General features: G+C 67.9%; 16 protein-coding genes. All 16 read left to right on the forward strand.

Features of this window, described 5'->3' with window-relative positions:
- Window positions 1-77: 77 nt before the first annotated feature.
- The 16 genes from D3869_RS23910 (at window position 78) to D3869_RS23990 (ending at window position 20,446) form a co-directional block, all read left to right on the forward strand.
- Window positions 78-965, forward strand: coding sequence for an ABC transporter ATP-binding protein (locus tag D3869_RS23910; RefSeq protein WP_247896003.1), 888 nt, complete (start codon window positions 78-80; stop codon window positions 963-965).
- Window positions 965-2,911, forward strand: coding sequence for a long-chain fatty acid--CoA ligase (locus D3869_RS23915; protein WP_247896004.1), 1,947 nt, complete (start codon window positions 965-967; stop codon window positions 2,909-2,911). The genes D3869_RS23910 and D3869_RS23915 overlap by 1 nt, the downstream gene beginning before the upstream one ends.
- Window positions 2,912-3,083: 172 nt before the next feature.
- Window positions 3,084-3,971: a branched-chain amino acid ABC transporter permease gene (locus D3869_RS23920; RefSeq protein WP_040136435.1), complete on the forward strand. Its 888-nt coding sequence runs from the start codon at window positions 3,084-3,086 to the stop codon at window positions 3,969-3,971.
- Between the two features lie 15 nt (window positions 3,972-3,986).
- A complete protein-coding gene (locus tag D3869_RS23925; RefSeq protein WP_137142298.1) occupies window positions 3,987-5,060 on the forward strand; it encodes a branched-chain amino acid ABC transporter permease in 1,074 nt (357 codons plus the stop codon).
- Between the two features lie 51 nt (window positions 5,061-5,111).
- Window positions 5,112-6,395: an ABC transporter substrate-binding protein gene (locus tag D3869_RS23930; protein ID WP_137142299.1), complete on the forward strand. Its 1,284-nt coding sequence runs from the start codon at window positions 5,112-5,114 to the stop codon at window positions 6,393-6,395.
- A 73-nt stretch (window positions 6,396-6,468) separates the two neighbouring features.
- Window positions 6,469-7,314: an ABC transporter ATP-binding protein gene (locus tag D3869_RS23935; RefSeq protein ID WP_137106529.1), complete on the forward strand. Its 846-nt coding sequence runs from the start codon at window positions 6,469-6,471 to the stop codon at window positions 7,312-7,314.
- 170 nt (window positions 7,315-7,484) lie between these two features.
- Entirely contained in the window at window positions 7,485-8,714 is a 1,230-nt protein-coding gene (locus D3869_RS23940) for a phenylacetate--CoA ligase family protein (RefSeq protein WP_137142300.1), read from the forward strand.
- Between the two features lie 60 nt (window positions 8,715-8,774).
- Complete coding sequence (locus tag D3869_RS23945) at window positions 8,775-10,268, forward strand: aldehyde dehydrogenase family protein (protein ID WP_137142301.1); 1,494 nt, start codon at window positions 8,775-8,777, stop codon at window positions 10,266-10,268.
- Window positions 10,269-10,407: 139 nt separating this feature from the next.
- Window positions 10,408-11,580 (forward strand): isovaleryl-CoA dehydrogenase, encoded by a 1,173-nt coding sequence (locus D3869_RS23950; RefSeq protein WP_137142302.1) that lies wholly within the window; start codon window positions 10,408-10,410, stop codon window positions 11,578-11,580.
- Window positions 11,581-11,773: 193 nt separating this feature from the next.
- Window positions 11,774-12,955, forward strand: a complete 1,182-nt coding sequence (locus D3869_RS23960; RefSeq protein WP_137142303.1) for an acetyl-CoA C-acyltransferase — start codon at window positions 11,774-11,776, stop codon at window positions 12,953-12,955.
- Window positions 12,956-13,092: 137 nt separating this feature from the next.
- Window positions 13,093-14,226: an acyl-CoA dehydrogenase family protein gene (locus D3869_RS23965; protein WP_137142304.1), complete on the forward strand. Its 1,134-nt coding sequence runs from the start codon at window positions 13,093-13,095 to the stop codon at window positions 14,224-14,226.
- Between the two features lie 28 nt (window positions 14,227-14,254).
- On the forward strand, window positions 14,255-15,862 hold the full coding sequence (locus tag D3869_RS23970) for a carboxyl transferase domain-containing protein (protein WP_040136416.1): 1,608 nt from the start codon (window positions 14,255-14,257) through the stop codon (window positions 15,860-15,862).
- Window positions 15,863-15,879: 17 nt separating this feature from the next.
- Complete coding sequence (locus D3869_RS23975) at window positions 15,880-16,662, forward strand: enoyl-CoA hydratase/isomerase family protein (protein WP_137142305.1); 783 nt, start codon at window positions 15,880-15,882, stop codon at window positions 16,660-16,662.
- A 20-nt stretch (window positions 16,663-16,682) separates the two neighbouring features.
- A complete protein-coding gene (locus D3869_RS23980; RefSeq protein WP_137142306.1) occupies window positions 16,683-18,686 on the forward strand; it encodes an acetyl-CoA carboxylase biotin carboxylase subunit in 2,004 nt (667 codons plus the stop codon).
- Between the two features lie 2 nt (window positions 18,687-18,688).
- Window positions 18,689-19,588, forward strand: coding sequence for a hydroxymethylglutaryl-CoA lyase (locus D3869_RS23985; protein ID WP_137142307.1), 900 nt, complete (start codon window positions 18,689-18,691; stop codon window positions 19,586-19,588).
- Window positions 19,589-19,618: 30 nt separating this feature from the next.
- Entirely contained in the window at window positions 19,619-20,446 is an 828-nt protein-coding gene (locus D3869_RS23990) for a universal stress protein (RefSeq protein WP_137142308.1), read from the forward strand.
- Window positions 20,447-20,463: the final 17 nt, after the last annotated feature.

Raw genomic sequence — 20,463 nt, forward strand, 5'->3', positions numbered from 1 at the left:
CCACAATATGGACCAGTTCGCTAGGCCAACGATCCAGCGAACGATAAAAAGGCAGTTCCACAGCAACGGAGGAGGAAATGTCAGGCGCGCCCGTCGCATCGCCACGCGGTTACGCCCACCCGGCCGACGCCACCCGCGCGGCCTCCCCATCGGACACCATCTTCGAAGCCCGGGGCGTGTCCTTGCGCTTTGGCGGCGTGCAGGCGCTGACCGACGTCGGTTTCAGCATCCGCAAGGGGGAGCTGTTCTCCATCATCGGCCCGAACGGTGCGGGCAAGACCTCCATGGTCAACTGCATCTCCGGCCGCTACCGGCCCACCGACGGAAAGGTCTATTTCAAGGGCCAGGACATCACGGGCATGACGCCCAACCACCGCGCCGCGCTCGGCATCGGGCGCACCTTCCAGAATCTGGCGCTGTTCGGCCACATGACGGTGCTCGACAACATCATGGTCGGGCGGCACCACCTGCTGAAGAACAACTTCTTCACTGGGTCGCTCTACTGGCTGACCGGCGCCCGCAAGGAGGAGCTGGCCCACCGCCGCGAGGTCGAGGAGATCATCGACTTCCTGGAAATCCAGCATGTCCGCAAGGCCACCGCCGGCACGCTCTCCTACGGCCTGCGCAAGCGGGTGGAGTTGGCCCGCGCCATCGCGCTGAAACCCGACCTGATCCTCCTGGACGAGCCCATGGCGGGCATGAACCTGGAGGAGAAGGAGGACATGGCCCGCTACATCGTCGACCTGAACGAGGAGTTCGGCATGACGGTGGTGATGATCGAGCACGACATGGGCGTCGTGATGGACATCTCCCACCGCGTGATCGTCCTGGAGTTCGGCAAGAAGATCGCCGAGGGCACGCCCGAGGAGGTGCTGAACGACCCGCGCGTCAAGCGCGCCTATCTCGGCGAGGACGACGAGGAGGACGAGGCCGTGGCCCCGCCGCCCAAGCAGGAGGTCGCGTGATGTCCGCTCCCGATCTGATGTTGCCCGATATCAAGACCCACGACACGCTGCCGAAGCTGCTGACCCTGCACGCCCGCGAGCATGGCGGCGACGTCGCCATGCGCGAGAAGGATTTCGGCATCTGGCGCGAGTTCACCTGGGCGGACATGCACGCCCGCGTGCGCGCCTTCACGCTCGGCCTCATCAAGCTCGGCGTGGAGCGTGGCCATGTGGTGGCCCTGCTGGGCGACAACCGGCCCGACTGGGTGATGGGGGAAATTTCCGCCCACGCCATGGGCGCCATGAGCCTGGGCATCTACCGCGACGCCATGGACGAGGAGGTCGCCTACCTCATCACCTATGCCGACGTCCACGTCATCTTCGCGGAGGACGAGGAGCAGGTCGACAAGCTGCTGAACCTCGGCGAGCGTCTGCCGACGCTGAAGCACATCATCTATTCCGACCCCCGCGGCATGCGCAAATACAGCGACCCGCGCCTGATGGAGGCGTCGGAGCTGGTCAAGCTGGGCAACGCGCTGCACGCCGAGAAGCCGAACCTCTATGAGGAGCTGGTCGGCGCGACGCGCGGCGACGACGTGGCGGTGCTCTGCACCACGTCCGGCACCACCTCGAACCCGAAGCTGGCGATGCTGCCGGCGGGGCGGCTGATTCGCCACGTCGCCAGCTACCTGTCGGTGGACCCCAAGGGGCCGACCGACGAGTATGTGTCGGTGCTGCCGCTGTCCTGGATCATGGAGCAGATCTACGCCGTCGGCATGGGCATGGTGTCGCGGATGCGCGTGAACTTCGTCGAGGAAGCCGAGACGATGATGAACGACTTCCGCGAGATCGGGCCGAGCTTCGTGCTGTTCGCCCCCCGCCTGTGGGAGCAGATCGCCGCCGACGTGCGCGCCCGCATGATGGACGCCTCCCCCTTCAAGCAGAAGATGTACGACTACGGCATGAAGCTGGGGCTGGAGGCGCTCGCCAACGGCACGCGCTCCGCCGTCGCCGACCGCATTCTCTTCGCAGCGCTGCGAGACCGGCTGGGCTTCACCAACCTGAAGTCGGCGGCGACCGGCGGCGCCGCGCTCGGCCCCGACACCTTCAAGTTCTTCCAGGCGCTGGGCGTGCCGCTGCGCCAGATCTACGGCCAGACCGAGACGATGGGCGCCTACACGGTGCACCGCTCGAACGACGTGGATTTCGACACGGTGGGCGTGCCCTTCGACGACGGCGTGAAGGTCAAGGTGATCGAGCCCGACCAGAACGGCATCGGCGAGATCGTCGTCAGCCATCCCAACATGTTCGCCGGCTATTACCGCAACGAGGCCTCGACCACGGCGGACCTGCGCGACGGCTGGATGCACACGGGCGACGCCGGCTTCTTCGACAAGAAGGGCCATCTGGTCATCATCGACCGCATCAAGGACATCGCCACCACCAGCAACAACGACCGCTTCAGCCCGCAATACATCGAGAACAAGCTGAAGTTCAGCCCCTACGTGGCCGAGGCGGTGATCCTGGGCAACAAGCGGCCCTACCTGTCGGCGATCATCTGCATCCGCTTCCCCATCGTGTCGAAGTGGGCGGAGAAGAACCGCATCGCCTTCACCACCTACTCCGATCTGGCGTCCAAGCCGGAGGTCTACGAGCTGCTGCGCCAGGAGGTGGAGCGGGTGAACGCGACGCTGCCGGAGTTTCAGCGCATCACCAAGTTCCTGCTGCTCTACAAGGAACTGGACGCCGACGACGGCGAGCTGACCCGCACCCGCAAGGTGCGGCGCGGCGTGATCGCCGAGAAGTACGGCGAGATCATCGACTCCATCTACGCGGGCCAGCCGGCCATCGACGTGGACACCACCATCACCTTCCAGGACGGCACCAAGCAGCGCATCCGCACCGTGCTGAAGGTGGTTGACCTGCTGCCCACGCCGGCCAAGAAGCCGGCGCAGGCCGCGGCGTGAGGGGGGTAAGGATGAAGAAGCCCACTTTTCTCCCTCTCCCCCCTGGGGAGAGGGTCGGGGTGAGGGGGGCCGGCGTTTGCCGAACCTCCCGGTCCCCCGCGAGCCCCCTCACCCTAACCCTCTCCCCGGGGGGGAGAGGGAATAAGAAATGCGGTTTCGGGGAGACCCGCCCATGACCTTGCTCTTCCAGCTTCTCGTCAACGGACTGATCGTCGGCGCGCTGTACGGCGTCGTGGCGATGTCCTTCGTGCTGATCTACAAGGCCAGCCGCATCGTGAACTTCGCCCAGGGCGAGTTCCTGCTGATCGGCGCCTGGACCTGCTGGTGGTTGCTGACCTCCTGGCAGTTGCCCTTCTGGATCGGCTTCCCGATCACACTGGCCTTCATGCTGGTGTTCGGCATCGTCCTTCAGGTCGTCGTGCTGCGGCCGATGATCGGCGAGCCGATCATCTCCGTCATCATGGTCACCATCGGCCTGTCGATCTTCTTCCAGGCCCTGATGAAGTGGATGTTCGGCGTCTTCGCCAAGCCGTTCCCGACCATCTTCGCCAGCCCGACCGTGAACATCCTTGGGCTCGACGTGCAGACCGTCTATGTGATGAGCCTGGTCATCTCGCTGCTGATCATGGCGGGTTTCGGCTGGTTCTTCAAATACTCGCGGATGGGTCTGGCGATGCGGGCGACCGCCTTCGACCAGCAGGTCGCGCAGTCGCTGGGCATCTCGGTCCGCCACATGTTCGCGATGAGCTGGGCCATCTCCGCCATGGTGTCGGCGGTGGCCGGCGTCACGGTCGGCGTGGTCAACGGCGTGTCCTCCGCGCTCTCCTTCTTCGGCATCAAGGTCTTCCCGGCGGTCATCCTCGGCGGGCTGGACAGCGTGGCCGGGGCGGTGCTGGGCGGCCTGATCGTCGGCGTGCTGGAGAATCTCGCGCACTACCTGGACAGCCAGTGGCTGAACTGGGGCAACATGTACGAGATCGCCCCCTTCTACGTCCTGATCGTCATCCTGATGATCAAGCCCTACGGCCTCTTCGGCACCAAGGACATCGAGCGCGTGTAAGGAGCGGCCGCAACCATGGCGAACATCAGTCTCATCCCCTGCGGCGACTTCAAGACCCGGTACGCCGCTGACACGACCATCTTCCCGACCAAGACCAGCCGCAACTTCGCGATCCTGGGCGTGGCGCTGCTTCTGCTCTGCCCGGCCTTCATGGACCGCTACTGGCTGAACCTGTGCATCCAGATCGGCTATCTCGGCATCGCGGCGCTGGGGCTGAACATCCTGGTCGGCTTCACCGGCCAGATCTCCATCGGGCACGCCGCCTTCTTCGGCTTCGGCGCCTTCTCCTCGGCGTGGCTGTCGAACAGCTTCGGCATCCCGGTGGCGCTCGCCATCCCGCTGGCCGGCGTGATGACCACCGCGGTCGGCATGCTGTTCGGCATCCCGGCGGCGCGGCTGAAGGGCCTGTACCTCGCCATCGCCACGCTGGCGGCGCAGTACATCCTCCAGGACTTCTTCTCGCGCGCCGACTGGTTCACCGGCGGCACCGCCGGCACCATCGCGGAGCCGTTCACCCTGTTCGGCTACGCCTTCGACACCGACGAGAGCTTCTTCTACGTCGTGCTGGTCTATATGGTCGTCATGTACATCCTGGCGACCAACCTGATGCGGTCGCGCGACGGGCGGGCGCTGGTGGCGGTGCGTGACCATTATCTCTCCGCCGAGATCATGGGCATCAACCTGACCAAGTACCGCACGATGTCCTTCGGCATCTCGTCCTTCTACGCCGGCATCGGCGGCGCGCTCTACGCCCACTATCTGCAGTTCGTGTCGGTGGAGGGCTTCACGATCCTCTTCTCGATCCAGTTCCTCGGCATGATCATCATCGGGGGTCTGGGCTCGATCATGGGGTCGCTGATGGGCACCGCCTTCATGGTGCTGCTGCCGGAGGTGATGCAGGCCATCACCACGGCGCTGTCCGGCACGGCCATCGACGCCGCGCTGAACCTGAAGGACGCGATCGCCTTCCTGCGCGAAATGGCCATCGGCCTCGTGATCATCCTGTTCCTGGTCTTCGAACCGGACGGGCTGGCCCACCGCTGGAAGCAGATCAAGGCCTACTGGAAGCTCTATCCCTTCTCGCACTGACCTCTCGCACATCGGCTTCTGAAAAACATAACGACTGGGAGAAAACGCACCATGACCATGAAGACCGTCCTGCTGGCGTCCGCCGCCGTCGTCCTGCTCGGCACCGGGGCCGCCAACGCCCAGAAGATCCCGGTCGGCCACCTCGCCGACCAGTCCGGCGCCACGTCGGACGTGGGCGTGCCCTTCGGCCAGGGCGTCGCCGACGCGCTCGCCTACATCAACAAGAACGGCGGCGTCGGCGGCACGCAGATGGACGTCGAGACGGTGGACTACGGCTATCAGGCGCCGCGCGCCATCAGCCAGTACAAGAAGTGGTCGTCGGGCAGCGGCAAGGTCGCGGCCATCCAGGGCTGGGGCACCGCCGACACCGAGGCGCTGACCGGCTTCGTCGGCAAGGACGAGATCCCCTACTATTCCGGCTCCTACTCGGGCCACCTGACCGACCCGACCGGCAACGGCCCGCACGGCTCCAAGCCGGCCCCCTACAACTTCTTCTACGGCCCGTCCTACTCCGACGGCCTGCGCGCCATGCTGATGTGGGCGGCCGAGGACTGGAAGAAGAAGGGCGGCTCGGGCAAGCCGAAGTACGTCCACATGGGCGCCAACCACCCCTACCCGAACGCCCCGAAGGAAGCGGGTGAGCAGCTCGCCAAGGAGCTGGGCTTCGACGTTCTGCCGGCGGTGCAGTTCGCCCTGACGCCGGGCGACTACACCGCCCAGTGCCTGACGCTGAAGCAGGCCGGCGCCAACTACGCCTATCTCGGCAACACGGCGGGCTCCAACATCTCCGTGCTGAAGGCCTGCCAGACGGTCGGCGCCCAGGTGCAGTTCATGGGCAACGTCTGGGGCATGGACGAGAACGCCGCCAAGGCCGCCGGCTCTGCCGCCAACGGCGTGATCTTCCCGGTGCGCACCGCGGCGATCTGGGGCGGCGACGCGCCGGGCATGAAGATCGTCAAGGAGATCTCCAAGGTCTCCGACGCCGCCGGCACCGCCTACCGTCCGGTGCACTATGTGTCGGGCATCTGCTCCGCCTTCTACATGAAGGAAGCGATGGACTGGGCGAAGCAGAACGGCGGCGTGACCGGCCCGAACATCCGCAAGGGCATGTACCAGAAGAAGGATTGGGTGCCGGCGGGGCTGGAGGGCGTCTGCGTGCCGTCGACCTGGACCGAGACCGACCACCGCGGCATGGACAAGGTGAACCTGTACCGCGCCAACGTGTCCGGCGACACCGGCGGCTCGGTGGACGAGCTGGTGAAGGCCGGCACGATCAAGCTGGAGAAGATCGCCACCGTCGACGTCCCGCGCAAGCCGGAGTGGCTGGGCTGGTAAGCCGGACCGCCCCCGCCGCCGCGACGCTGCGGCGGGGGCTTCCGTCCCGTTACACTGCATCAGGTGCCGCATGATGAACGCCGCCACCGCGACTGCGGTCGCCCCGGCTCCGGTTCCCGGCACGGCCAAGGCGCCGCTGCTGTCCGTCAACAACATCGAGGTCGTCTACAACGACGTCATCCTGGTGCTCCGCGGCCTCAGCCTGGAGGTGCCGGAAGGGGAGATCGTCGCCCTGCTGGGCGCCAACGGCGCCGGCAAATCGACGACGCTCAAGGCCATCTCCGGACTGCTGAAGACCGAGGACGGCGAGGTCACGCGTGGCGACATCTCCTTCGGGGGTGAGCGCATCAACGGCATCGACCCCGACCAGATCGTCCGGCGCGGCATCTTCCAGGTGATGGAGGGCCGCCGCATCATCGGCGACATGACCTGCCAGGAGAATCTGCGCCTCGGCGCCTTCACCCGCCGCGACGGCGGCGTGAAGGACGACATCGAGATGGTCTACCACTATTTCCCCCGCCTGAAGGAGCGCACCGGCCTCGCCGGCTACCTGTCGGGCGGCGAGCAGCAGATGCTGGCCATCGGTCGCGCGATGATGGCCCGGCCGAAGCTGATCCTGATGGACGAGCCGTCCATGGGCCTGTCGCCGCTGATGGTGAAGGAGGTCTTCAGCATCATCCGGCAGATCAACAAGGACCTGGGCGTCACCATCCTGCTGGTGGAGCAGAACGCCCGCATGGCGCTCCAGGCTGCGACGCGCGGCTACATCATGGAGAACGGCAAGGTCGTTCTCGACGGCACCGCCGAAGAGCTGCGCAACAACGAGGACGTGAAGGAATTCTACCTCGGCGGCGGCAACGAAGAGCGCAAGAGCTTCAAGAATCTCAAGAGCTTCAAGCGCCGGAAGCGCTGGATTTGAGTTTCACCCTCTCCCGTCCCGGGAGAGGGAAGGGGCCCACGAAGTGGGAAGGGTGAGGGTCTTGCAGGAAGAAAAGCGCCGACCGTTGGCGGCACCCTCACCCGGCCCTTCGGGCCACCCTCTCCCGGGACGGGAGAGGGGAGAAGAAGAAAAACAGCCGGGAGGCATCGGTGTCCGACACTTACGATCAACTCGAAACCCGCTCCCCCGACCGGCGCGAGGCGGAGCTGTTCGCGGCGCTGCCGGCGCAGATCGCCCACGCCAAGGCGAACGCGCCCTATTTCACCCGCCTGCTGGCCGATGTGGACCCCGCCGCCGTCGGTGACCGGGCGGCGCTCGCAGCACTTCCGGTCACCCGCAAGTCGGACCTGATCGCGCTTCAGAAGGAGGCGCCGCCCTTCGGCGGGATGACCACGGTCGCCATCGGGCGGCTGGCCCGCATCTTCGCCTCGCCCGGCCCGATCCACGACCCGGAGGCCCACGGCACGGACCCCTGGCGCACCGCGCGGGCGCTTTACGCCTCGGGCATCCGCGGCGGCGACCTCGTGCAGAACTGCTTCGCCTACCACCTGACCCCCGCCGGTTCGATGTTCGAGACGGGCGCGCACGCGCTGGGTTGCGCGGTCATCCCCGCCGGCGTCGGCAACACCGAGATGCAGGCCCAGGTGGCCGCCCATCTCAAGCCGCGGGCCTACATCGGCACGCCCGATTTCCTGAAGATCATCCTGGAGAAGGGCGACGAGCTGGGGCTGGACCTGTCCTCCATCGCGATCGGCCATCTGACCGGCGGCCCCTTCCTGCCGGATGCCCGCGCCTATTACGAGGGGCGCGGCATCGCCGCCTACCAGAGCTACGGCACCGCCGACCTTGGCCTCGTCGCCTATGAGACGCCGGCCCGCGCCGGGCTGGTGGTGGAGGAGGGCGTGATCGTTGAGATCGTCCGCCCCGGCACCGGCGACCCCGTGCCGGAGGGCGAGGTGGGGGAGGTCGTCGTCACCACCTTCAACCAGGCCTATCCCCTGGTCCGCTTCGCCACCGGCGACCTGTCCGCCGTGCTGTCCGGCGAAAGCCCCTGCGGGCGCACCAACATGCGGCTGAAGGGCTGGATGGGCCGCGCCGACCAGACCACCAAGGTCAAGGGCATGTTCGTCCACCCGCAGCAGATCGCCGAGGTGCTGCGCCGCCACCCGCAGATCGGCAAGGCCCGCCTCGTCGTCGGGCGGGAGGACGCCAACGACACCATGACCCTGCGCTGCGAGTCGCCCGAGTCCGGCGAGGCCTTGGCGGCGTCGGTGCGTGAAACTCTGGCCGCCGTCACCAAATTGAAGGGTGTCGTGGAGTTCGCGGCCCCCGGCAGCCTGCCCAACGACGGCAAGGTCATCGAAGACGCCCGCGCCTGAGACCCGCTGCCAACCGAAAACAACGATAACCGACCCGATACACACGAGGACCTTTTCGACATGAGCGTCAGCACCGACCTCCAGCTCGACCCCTTCGCGCTCGCCAGGGAGCTGTCGGGCAAGCATTTCTTCGGCGGCGACTTCCGCCCGGCCTCCTCCGGCAAGGGCTTCCCCGTCGTGAACCCGGCGACCGGCGAGACGGTGGCCGAGGCCGCCTTCGGCGAGGCGGCGGACGTCGACGCCGCGGTGGCCGCCGCGGTGGCCGCGCAGAAGGAATGGGCCAAGCGCCCGGTGCGCGAGCGCGGCAAGCTCGTCGCCGAATGCGGGCGCGTGCTCGACGCCCACAAGGAGGAGATCGCCAAGCTGATCGCGCTGGAGACCGGCAAGGCCCTGCGCACCGAATCGCGCGTCGAGGCCGGCGTCCTCTCCGACGCCTTCGTCTTCTTCGGCGGCTTGGCGCCGGAGTTGAAGGGCGAGACGGTGCCCTTCAACCCGTCCATGCTGACCATGACGGTGCGCGAGCCGGTGGGCGTGGTCGGCGCGATCATCCCGTGGAACGTGCCGCTCCTGCTGATGGCGCTGAAGATCGCCCCGGCGATGGTGGCGGGCAACGCCGTGGTTGTGAAGTCGGCGGAGGAGGCGCCGCTCGCCGTTCTGCGCGTCGTGCAGCTCATCAACACCGTGATTCCGGCCGGGGTGGTGAACATCCTGTCGGGCTACGGCCCGGAATGCGGCGCCCCGCTGGTGGCCCACAAGGACGTCAAGAAGGTGACCTTCACCGGCTCGGTCGAGACCGGCAAGATCGTCTACAAGACCGCCGCCGAGAAGCTGATTCCGGTGACGCTGGAGCTGGGCGGCAAAAGCCCGATGATCGTCTGCGGCGACGCCGACCTGGATCAGGCCATCGCGGGTGCCATCGCCGGCATGCGCTTCACCCGCCAGGGCCAGAGCTGCACCGCGTCGTCGCGCATCTTCGTCCATGACAGCATCCACGACGCCTTCGTGGAGAAGCTGAAGGAGAAGGTGAACGCCATGAAGATGGGCGACCCGCTCGACGAGTCGACCGACATCGGCACCATCGTCTCGCCGCAGCAGCTCGACCGGGTGCAGAGCTACATCGCCATTGGCAAGGAGGGCGGGGCGACGCCGCATGTCTGCTCGGCCATGCCGTCCGATCCGAAGCTGACAAAGGGGCTGTATGTGCAGCCGCACATCTTCACCGGCGTGAAGAACAGCGACCGCATCGCGCAGGAAGAGATTTTCGGTCCGGTCTGCTGCGTCATCCGCTGGACCGACTATGAAGAGGTCATCGCCCAGGCCAACGACACCGAATACGGCCTTGCCGCCACCATCTGGACCCGCGACCTGAAGGTGGCAATGGACGCGGTGCACCGGCTGGAGGCCGGATTCGTGCAGGTGAACCAGAATCTGGTCGTGCAGCCGAACCTGTCCTACGGCGGCGTGAAGTCCTCCGGCCTCGGCAAGGAAGCCTCGCTGGAAGCGATGCTGGAGCACTTCACCCACAAGAAGACGATCATCATCAACATGAAGTGATCGGAGCCTCTTGGCCCTCCTCCGGAAGGGGGTGGGCCAAGAGGCCTTGCCACGCCCATTTCCATACGCTACCGTACGGCTCCATACGTCGCCGTATGGCGGGAACGAAGAACAGACCTCCGGGGGGAGCGCCAACACCATGCTGTCGAACCAGTATCCGACCCTGAACTTCGACCTCGGCGAATCCGCGGACATGCTGCGCGACACCGTGCGCAGCTTCGCCGCCGACGAGATCGCGCCCCGCGCCGCCGAGATCGATCGGACCAACGAGTTCCCGAACGAGCTGTGGCGGAAGTTCGGCGACCTCGGGGTGCTTGGCATCACGGCGGAGGAGGAATACGGCGGCGCCGGCATGGGCTATCTGGAGCATGTCGTGGCGATGGAGGAGATCTCCCGCGCCTCGGCCTCGGTCGGTCTCAGCTACGGCGCGCATTCCAACCTCTGCGTCAACCAGATCCGCAAGAACGGCACGGCGGAGCAGAAGAGCCGCTACCTCCCGAAGCTGATCTCCGGCGAACACATCGGCGCCCTCGCCATGTCGGAGCCGAACGCCGGGTCCGACGTGGTGTCGATGAAGCTGCGCGCCGAGAAGAAGGGCGACCGCTACGTGCTGAACGGCACGAAGATGTGGATCACCAACGGGCCGGACGCCGACACGCTGGTGGTCTACGCCAAAACCGACGTCAACGCCGGCCCGCGCGGCATCACCGCCTTCCTCATCGAGAAATCCTTCAAGGGCTTCTCCGTCGCGCAGAAGCTCGACAAGCTGGGCATGCGCGGCTCCAACACCGGCGAGCTGGTGTTCGAGGACTGCGAGGTGCCGGAGGAGAACATTCTGGGCGGCGTCGGGCGCGGCGTGAACGTGCTGATGTCCGGCCTCGACTACGAGCGCGCGGTGCTGGCCGGCGGGCCGCTCGGCATCATGCAGGCCTGCATGGACGTGGTGATCCCCTACCTGCACGACCGCAAGCAGTTCGGCCAGCCCATCGGCGAATTCCAGCTCATGCAGGGCAAGCTGGCCGACATGTACACGATCATGAACGCCGCCAAGGCCTATGTGTACGCCGTGGCCAAGGCCTGCGACCGCGGCGAGACCGCCCGCAAGGACGCCGCCGGCGCGATCCTCTACGCCGCCGAAAAGGCGACCTGGATGGCGCTGGAGGCCATTCAGACTCTGGGCGGCAATGGCTACATCAACGAATACCCGACGGGCCGCCTGCTGCGCGACGCCAAGCTCTATGAGATCGGCGCCGGCACCAGCGAGATCCGCCGCATGCTGATCGGGCGCGAGCTGTTCAAGGAAACGGCCTAATCTTCAGTCCCCTCTCCCCTCTGCTCACGCGCAAACGGAGTTTGCGCTGACGCGACAGGCGGACCTTTGGTCCGCCGAAAGCGGGGAGAGGGTTAGGGTGAGGGGGCGACGGGGTATGGGAAGCTTCGGCAAACGAGCCCCCACCCCAACCCTCCCCCGCTGGGCGGGGGAGGGAGACAGGAAGGGAAAGAGCATGACCGATACCGTTGTCATCGCGGGCGCCGCCCGTACCCCGATGGGTGGCTTCCAGGGCGACTTGCAGGGCCTGACCGCACCGCAGCTCGGCTCCGCCGCCATCAAGGCCGCGCTGGAGCGCGCCGGCGTGAAGCCGGACGCCGTGGACGAGGTGTTCATGGGCAACGTCCTGCCCGCCGGGCTCGGGCAGGCGCCGGCCCGTCAGGCGTCGCTCGGCGCCGGCATCCCGGAGGCCGCGGGCTGCACGACCATTTCCAAGGTCTGCGGGTCGGGCATGAAGGCGGTGATGCTCGCCACCGACCTCATCAAGGCCGGCTCGGTCGAGATCATGGTGGCCGGCGGCATGGAGAGCATGTCCAACGCCCCCTACCTGCTGGACCGCGCGCGCGGCGGCTACCGCATGGGCCATGGCCGCGTGCTCGACCACATGTTCCTCGACGGGCTGGAGGACGCCTACGACCGCGGTCGCCTGATGGGCACCTTCGCGGAGGAATGCGCCACCCATTACCAGTTCACCCGCGAGGCGCAGGACAACTACGCCATCGAGAGCCTGAACCGCGCCCGCCGCGCCACCGAGGACGGCAGCTTCGTCAAGGAGATCACCGCGGTCACCGTCAAGGGCCGCAAGGGCGACACGGTCGTCGAGAAGGACGAGCAGCCGCTGAAGGCCGACCCGGCCAAGATCCCGACGCTGAAGCCCGCCTTCGCCAAGGATGGCACGGTGACGGCGGCCAACGCCTCCTCCATCTCCGACGGTGCGGCGGCGCTGGTGCTGACCACCCGCTCCAACGCGGAGAAGCTGGGCCTGCCGATCCTCGCGGAGATCAAGGCCCACGCCAACCACGCCCAGGCCCCGGCCTGGTTCACCACCGCACCCGTGGGCGCGATCAACAAGGTGCTGGAGCGCGCCGGCTGGTCGGCCAAGGACGTGGACCTCTACGAGCTGAACGAGGCCTTCGCCGTGGTCGCCATGGCGGCGATGCGTGAACTCGACATCCCGCACGACAAGATCAACGTGCATGGCGGTGCCTGCGCGCTCGGCCATCCCATCGGCGCATCGGGGGCGCGCATCCTCGTCACGCTGCTGGCGGCGCTGGAGAAGAACGGGATGAAGCGCGGCGTCGCCTCGCTGTGCATCGGCGGCGGCGAGGCCACGGCGGTGGCGGTGGAGCTGGTGTAAAGCAACCTCGGCCCCCTCCCTAACCCTCCCCCGCTTCGCGGGAGAGGGAATCAAGCTCCCTCCACCGCGCAGCGGGGGAGGGTCGGGGAGGGGGCAGAAAGCGTGGAGGGGGCAGAAAGTGTGCGGGAGGGAAAGCAATGCGGCTGACGGAAGAGCAGCGGATGGTGCGCGACATGGCGCGGGACTTCGCGGCGGAGCGGCTGGCGCCGACCGCCGCCGAGCGCGACCGCACCGGAGCCTTCCCAAAGGAGGAGCTGGCCGAGATGGGCCGGCTCGGCCTGATGGGCATGCTGGTGCCGGAGGCGTTCGACGGCGCCGGCACCGACCACATCGCCTACGCGCTCGCCATTGAGGAGATCGCGGCGGGCGACGGCGCCATTTCCACCATCATGAGCGTGCACAACTCCGTCGGCTGCATGCCGATCCTGAAGTTCGGCAGCGCCGAGCAGAAGGAGCGCTTCCTGAAGCCGATGGCCCGTGGCGAGCAACTCGGCTGCTTCTGTCTGACGGAGCCGCAAGCGGGGTCCGACGCCGCCGCCATCAAGACCCGCGCCCGCCGCGACGGCAACCACTGGGTCCTCAACGGCACCAAGCAGTTCATCACCTCCGGGAAGAACGCCGACGTCGCCATCGTCTTCGCGGTCAGCGACCCCGAGGCCGGCAAGAAGGGCATCACCGCCTTCATCGTCCCGACCGATACCCCCGGCTTCCAGGTCGAGCGGGTCGAGGAGAAGCTCGGCCAGAGCTGTTCCGACACCTGCCAGATCGTGCTGGAGGACTGCCGCATCCCCGCCGACCTGATGCTGGGCGCTGAGGGCGGCGGCTACAGGGTGGCGCTCGCCAACCTGGAGGGTGGGCGCATCGGCATCGCCTCGCAGTCGGTGGGCATGGCCCGTTCCGCGCTCGACCACGCCACCCGCTACGCCCAGGAGCGGCAGAGCATGGGCGTGCCGATCATCCAGCATCAGGCGGTGGCCTTCCGGCTGGCCGACATGGCGACGAAGGTGGAGGCCGCGCGCCAGCTCGTCCTGCACGCCGCGAGCCTGCGTGACGCGGGCGAGCCCTGCCTGAAGGAGGCGGCGATGGCGAAGCTGTTCGCCTCGGAGATCGCCGAGCGCGTCTGCTCCGACGCCATCCAGATTCATGGCGGCTACGGCTACCTGAACGATTTCCCGGTGGAGCGCATTTATAGAGACGTGCGCGTCTGCCAGATCTATGAGGGCACGAGCGACATCCAGCGGCTGGTCATCAGCCGCGCCCTGATGCAGTAGAACAAGAAGAGACGGGAGGACGACGGCCATGACCGTCCTGAAGAGCGCCCTGAACCCGCGCTCCGCCGAGTTCCAGACGAACGCCGACGCCATGTCCGCCCTGGTCGCCGACCTGCGCGAGAAGGTGGGCGCGATCAAACAGGGCGGCGGTGCGAAGGCTCGCGACAAGCACCTGTCCCGCGGCAAGCTGCTGCCGCGCGAGCGCATCCGCCAGCTTCTCGACGTGGGATCGCCCTTCCTGGAGCTGTCGCAGATGGCCGCCTACAAGGTCTATGACGACGACATCCCGGCGGCCGGCATCATCACCGGCATCGGCAGCGTGGCCGGGCAGGAATGCATGGTGGTCGTCAACGACGCCACGGTGAAGGGCGGCACCTACTTCCCCCTGACCGTCAAGAAGCACCTGCGCGCCCAGGAAGTCGCGCAGCAGAACAACCTGCCCTGCATCTATCTGGTCGATTCGGGCGGCGCCAACCTGCCCAACCAGGACGAGGTGTTCCCCGACCGCGACCATTTCGGCCGCATCTTCTTCAACCAGGCCAACATGTCGGCCCAGGGCATCCCGCAGATCGCCGTGGTGATGGGAAGCTGCACGGCGGGCGGCGCCTATGTGCCTGCCATGTCGGACGAGGCGATCATCGTGCGCAACCAGGGCACCATCTTCCTCGGCGGCCCGCCGCTGGTGAAGGCGGCGACCGGCGAGGTGGTGTCGGCGGAGGATTTGGGAGGGGCGGACGTTCACTCCCGCACCTCCGGCGTGACCGACCATTACGCGATGAACGACGCCCACGCGCTCGCCATGGCGCGCAAGGTCGTGTCGAACCTGAACCGCAGCAAGCGCATCGACATGGACCTGCGCGAGCCGCAGGAGCCGGCCTACGACCCCCGCGAACTCTACGGCGTGATCCCCAGCGACCCGCGCAAGCCCTTCGACGTGCGCGAGGTCATCGCCCGCGTCGTCGACGGCTCCGTGCTGGACGAGTTCAAGCCGCTCTACGGCACGACTCTGGTCTGCGGCTTCGCCCACATCTTCGGCTACCCGGTCGGCATCATCGCCAACAACGGCATCCTGTTCAGCGAATCCGCCCTGAAGGGCGCGCATTTCGTCGAGCTGTGCTGCCAGCGCGGCATTCCGCTGGTCTTCCTGCAGAACATCACCGGCTTCATGGTCGGGCGGAAGTATGAGGCCGGCGGCATCGCCAAGGACGGCGCGAAGCTGGTCACCGCCGTCGCCTGCGCCAAGGTGCCGAAATTCACCGTCATCATCGGCGGCAGCTATGGTGCCGGCAACTACGGCATGTGCGGGCGCGCCTATTCCCCGCGCTTCCTCTGGATGTGGCCGAACTCGCGCATCTCGGTGATGGGCGGGGAGCAGGCGGCGGGTGTGCTCGCCCAGGTGCGGCGCGACGCCATGGAATCCCAGGGCAAGAGCTGGGCGCCGGAGGAGGAGGAGGCGTTCAAGGCCCCGATCCGCCAGCAGTACGAAGACCAAGGCCATCCCTACTACGCCTCCGCCCGGCTGTGGGACGACGGCATCATCGACCCGGCGGACACCCGTATGGTGCTCGGCCTCGGCCTATCGGCGTCGCTGAACGCTCCGGTCGAGAAGACCACCTTCGGCGTGTTCCGGATGTGAGCGGGGGGACGACGAGCATGAGCGACATTCTGATCGACATCGCCTCCAACGGGGTGGCGACCGTCACGATGAACCGGGCGGAGGTGCACAACGCCTTCAACGAGCGGGTCATCGCCGATCTGACCGACGCCTTCCTCAGCCTGGGGTCGAACCCGGACGTCCGCGCCATCCTGCTGCGCGGCGCGGGCAAGAGCTTCTCCGCCGGGGCCGACCTCGGCTGGATGAAGAAGATGGCGGGCTACAGCCACGACGAGAACGTCCAGGACGCCATGGGCCTCGCCACCATGCTGCGCACGCTGGATGAATGCCCGAAGCCGACCATCGCCGTGGTGCAGGGGCCGGCCTTCGGCGGCGGGGTGGGGCTGGTCGCCGCCTGCGACATCGCCATATCCGCCGAGACCGCCAGCTTCGCCCTGACCGAGGTGCGGCTGGGCCTGATCCCCGCGGTCATCAGCCCCTATGTGGTGGCCGCGATGGACGAGCGCGCCTGCCGCCGCTACTTCCTGACGGCGGAACGCTTCTCCGCCGCCGAGGCGCTGCGGCTCGGCCTGCTGCACCAGACCGTTCCGGCGGCGGAGCTGGACGCCGCGGTCGAGGCGATGGTCCGCAACCTGCTGCAATGCGGCCCGGCCTCCCAGACCGCGGCGAAGGAGCTGATCCGCGCCGTGGCGCGCCGCCCGCTGGACGACGCGCTGGTCCGCGGCACGGCGGAGCGCATCGCCCGCCAGCGCGCGAGCGACGAGGGGAGGGAGGGCGTCGGCGCCTTCCTTGAGAAACGCGAACCCGCGTGGCGGAGCTGAGGCCCATGGTTGAGACAGGCATGTTCGACAAGATTCTGATCGCAAACCGTGGCGAGATCGCCTGCCGCGTCATCCGCACCGCCCGCCGCATGGGCATCCGCACCGTCGCCGTGTACTCGGAAGCCGACGCCCGCGCCATGCATGTGGAGATGGCCGACGAGGCCGTCTGCATCGGTCCGGCGCCGGTCGGCGAGAGCTACCTGCGCGGCGACGTCATCCTCGAGGTCGCCAAGCGCACCGGCGCCCAGGCCATCCACCCCGGCTACGGCTTCCTGTCGGAGAACGCCGGCTTCGCGGCGGCCTGCGCCGAGGCCGGCGTGGTCTTCATCGGCCCACCGATCGAGGCCATCCGCGTCATGGGCTCCAAGGCGGAATCCAAGCGCGTGATGTCGCAGGCCGACGTGCCGCTGGTTCCCGGCTACCACGGCGAGGCCCAGGACCTGGAGACGCTGGCCGCCGAGGCCGAGCGCATCGGCTATCCGGTGCTGGTCAAGGCGTCGGCGGGCGGCGGCGGCAAGGGCATGCGCGTGGTCCGCGCCGCCGGCGAGTTCGCCGACGCGGTGGCTGGCGCCAAGCGCGAGGCCAAGGCCGCCTTCGGCGACGACAGCGTGCTTCTGGAGAAGTATCTGGGCCGCCCGCGCCATGTCGAGATCCAGGTCTTCTGCGACATCCACGGCAACGGCGTCTATCTGTTCGAGCGCGACTGCTCGATCCAGCGCCGCCACCAGAAGGTGATCGAGGAGGCCCCGGCCCCCGCGCTTCCCGACGACCTGCGCCGCCGCATGGGCGAGGCCGCGGTAGCCGCCGCCAAGGCGGTGAACTACGTCGGCGCCGGCACCGTGGAGTTCCTTTACGAGGACGGCGGCTTCTACTTCATCGAGATGAACACCCGCCTTCAGGTGGAGCATCCGGTGACCGAGAAGATCACCGGCCAGGACCTCGTCGAGTGGCAGTTGCGCGTCGCCGCCGGTGGGACGCTGCCGCTGATGCAGGACCAGCTCACCCGCCGCGGCCACGCCTTCGAGGCGCGGCTCTACGCGGAGGACCCGCAGCGCGAGTTCCTGCCGGCCATCGGCAAGCTGGTCCGCCTGCGCCCGCCCGCCGAGAACGAGCATGTCCGCGTCGACACCGGCGTCCGCGAGGGCGACGAGGTCACCATGTTCTACGACCCGATGATCGCCAAGCTGATCGTCTGGGACGAGGACCGCGACGCCGCGCTGCGCCGCCTGCGGGTGGCGCTCGCCGCCTACGAGGTGGTCGGGGTGACCACCAACGTGGCCTTCCTCGGCGCCATCGCCGGGCATCCGGCCTTCCGGGCGGTGGAGATCGACACCGGCTTCATCGAGCGGCACCGCGCCGACCTGCTGCCCCCGCCGGCTCCGGTGCCGGATCGCGGGCTGGCCATCGCGGCGCTCAGCGTGCTTCTGCGCCGCAACGCGGACACGCGCAAGGCCCGCCGCGCCGCGTCGGACCCCTGGTCACCCTGGCTGTCGGCCAGCGGCTGGCGCCTCAACGACGACAACCATCACGACCTGCGCCTGCTCGACGGCGACACGCCGCGCGCCCTGACCCTGCATTTCCGCCCCGACGGCTACGAGATCGAGGTGGAAGGCCGCCCGGCCATCCGGGCGGAGCGGGTGACGCTCGACGGCGAGACGCTGACCGCCACCATCGACGCGGTGCGCACCCGCGCCACGGTGGTCTGCCAGGGGCTGGACCTGACCATCCTGTCGGACGGATCGGTGTGGCGCCTGCATCTGGACGACCCGACCGCCCGTGCGGCGGAGCAGGAGGGCGGGTCCGGCCGCCTGACCGCTCCGATGCCGGGCACCGTCGTCCGCGTGCTGGTCGAGCCCGGCCAGACGGTGGAGGCGGGCGCCCCGCTGATGCTGCTGGAAGCGATGAAGATGGAGCACACCATCAAGGCTCCCGCCGCCGGCACGGTCAGCGCCGTCAACTTCGCGGCGGGCGATCAGGTGTCCGAAGGCGTGGACCTGCTGGTCCTCGACGTGGCGGAGGGATGAGCATGCGTCTGCCCAGAAGCGTCCGCATGGTGGAGGTCGGCCCGCGCGACGGCCTCCAGAACGAGAAGCAGATCGTTCCGACGGCGGTGAAGATCGGTCTGGTCGACCGCCTGACCGACGCCGGGCTGACCGCCATCGAGGCCGGCAGCTTCGTGTCGCCCAAATGGGTCCCGCAGATGGCCGACACGCCGGACGTCTTCGCCGGCATCCGGCGCAAGGAGGGGGTGCGCTACGTCGCCCTCACCCCGAACGCCAAGGGGCTGGAGGGCGCGCTCGCCGCCCGCGCCGACGAGGTGGCGGTCTTCGCCGCCGCGTCGGAGAGCTTCAGCCAAAAGAACATCAACTGCTCCATCGCCGAGAGCCTGGACCGCTTCGTCCCGGTGCTGGAGCAGGCGAAGGCCCAGGGCGTGCCGGTGCGCGGCTACGTCTCCTGCGTGCTCGGCTGCCCCTATGAAGGCGAGATCGCCCCGGCGGCGGTGGCCGAAGTGGCTGGCCGGCTGCTGGACATGGGCTGCTATGAGGTCTCGCTCGGCGACACCATCGGGACCGGCACGCCGGCCAAGGCCCAGGCGATGATCGCGGCGGTGGCGGAGCGCGTGCCGATGGAGCGCTTGGCGGTGCATTTCCACGACACCTACGGTCAGGCGCTCGCCAACATCCTGGCGACGCTGGAGATGGGCGTGGCGGTGGTGGACAGCTCCGTCGCCGGGCTGGGCGGCTGCCCCTACGCCAAGGGGGCGTCGGGCAACGTGGCGAGCGAGGACGTGCTCTACATGCTGAACGGGCTGGGCGTCGAAACGGGGGTGGATCTCGACCGGCTGGTGGCGGCTGGCGCTTATATCAGCGATGCCATCGGCCGTCCGACCGCCTCGAAGGTCGCCCGCGCGCGGGGATGTGCGTAAAACACGGGAACGAGGGAAGGGAAGGGCGCCATGAGCTTCACGAACCTGCTGGTGCATGTGGACGACAGCGACCGCTGCGGGGAGCGGCTGACCGTCGCCCTGACCCTGGCGCAGAAGCATGGCGCCGCGCTGACCGGCCTGTTCGCTCAGAGCGACAGCTCCGGCGCCGGCATCGTCACGCGCAAGGCCGGCCCGGCACTGACCCAGGCGGCGCAGCGGGCACGGGACATGTTCGAGGAGAAAGCCCGCGAGGCCGGCGTGACGACGCGCTGGTGGCAGTTGAGCCACGGCGAGTACGGCCATGTCATCGCCGAGACGGTGATCTGCTCGCGCTATGTCGACCTCGCCGTCTTCGGCCAGCACGACCCGGAGGACAGCCGTGTTCCGGCGGACCTGCTCGAAGAGGTGGTTCTGAACGCCGGGCGCCCGATCCTCGTCGTGCCGCACGCCGGCACCTATCCGCAGCTCGCCGACCGTCCGGTGATCGCCTGGAACGGCAGCCGCGAGGCCGCCCGCGCCGTCAACGACGCGCTGCCGCTGCTGAAGCAGGCGAGTTCCGTGCTCCTGCTCGCCTTCCACACCCAGCCGCGGGCGGAAGGGGGCGGCAACGTCCCGCAGGTCGACATCCTGGAGCATCTGGCGAGCCATGGCGTGAAGGCCACGCAGGAACGCATGACCATTGCCAGCATGACCCCCATGGACGCCGTGCTGTCGCGCGCCTCGGACCATGGCGCCGATCTTCTGGTGATGGGCGGGTTCGGCGGCTATGGCGGCTCGCTGTTCCCGCTGTTCGGGCGGGGCAGCAACACCCGCCAGATCCTGCGCCAGATGACGCTTCCCGTTCTGTTGTCGCACTGAGTTTGTTCGCACGAAAC

The sequence above is a fragment of the Azospirillum brasilense genome (assembly GCF_005222205.1).
In the GTDB taxonomy this organism is placed as follows: Bacteria; Pseudomonadota; Alphaproteobacteria; order Azospirillales; family Azospirillaceae; genus Azospirillum; species Azospirillum brasilense_G.

What these genes read in the sequence shown, in the direction of transcription:
- D3869_RS23910 (WP_247896003.1), top strand. Translation starts at nt 78, where the DNA reads ATGTCAGGCGCGCCCGTCGCATCGCCACGCGGTTACGCCCACCCGGCC.
- D3869_RS23915 (WP_247896004.1), top strand. Translation starts at nt 965, where the DNA reads ATGTCCGCTCCCGATCTGATGTTGCCCGATATCAAGACCCACGACACG.
- D3869_RS23920 (WP_040136435.1), top strand. Translation starts at nt 3,084, where the DNA reads ATGACCTTGCTCTTCCAGCTTCTCGTCAACGGACTGATCGTCGGCGCG.
- D3869_RS23925 (WP_137142298.1), top strand. Translation starts at nt 3,987, where the DNA reads ATGGCGAACATCAGTCTCATCCCCTGCGGCGACTTCAAGACCCGGTAC.
- D3869_RS23930 (WP_137142299.1), top strand. Translation starts at nt 5,112, where the DNA reads ATGACCATGAAGACCGTCCTGCTGGCGTCCGCCGCCGTCGTCCTGCTC.
- D3869_RS23935 (WP_137106529.1), top strand. Translation starts at nt 6,469, where the DNA reads ATGAACGCCGCCACCGCGACTGCGGTCGCCCCGGCTCCGGTTCCCGGC.
- D3869_RS23945 (WP_137142301.1), top strand. Translation starts at nt 8,775, where the DNA reads ATGAGCGTCAGCACCGACCTCCAGCTCGACCCCTTCGCGCTCGCCAGG.
- D3869_RS23950 (WP_137142302.1), top strand. Translation starts at nt 10,408, where the DNA reads ATGCTGTCGAACCAGTATCCGACCCTGAACTTCGACCTCGGCGAATCC.
- D3869_RS23960 (WP_137142303.1), top strand. Translation starts at nt 11,774, where the DNA reads ATGACCGATACCGTTGTCATCGCGGGCGCCGCCCGTACCCCGATGGGT.
- D3869_RS23965 (WP_137142304.1), top strand. Translation starts at nt 13,093, where the DNA reads ATGCGGCTGACGGAAGAGCAGCGGATGGTGCGCGACATGGCGCGGGAC.
- D3869_RS23970 (WP_040136416.1), top strand. Translation starts at nt 14,255, where the DNA reads ATGACCGTCCTGAAGAGCGCCCTGAACCCGCGCTCCGCCGAGTTCCAG.
- D3869_RS23975 (WP_137142305.1), top strand. Translation starts at nt 15,880, where the DNA reads ATGAGCGACATTCTGATCGACATCGCCTCCAACGGGGTGGCGACCGTC.
- D3869_RS23980 (WP_137142306.1), top strand. Translation starts at nt 16,683, where the DNA reads ATGTTCGACAAGATTCTGATCGCAAACCGTGGCGAGATCGCCTGCCGC.
- D3869_RS23985 (WP_137142307.1), top strand. Translation starts at nt 18,689, where the DNA reads ATGCGTCTGCCCAGAAGCGTCCGCATGGTGGAGGTCGGCCCGCGCGAC.
- D3869_RS23990 (WP_137142308.1), top strand. Translation starts at nt 19,619, where the DNA reads ATGAGCTTCACGAACCTGCTGGTGCATGTGGACGACAGCGACCGCTGC.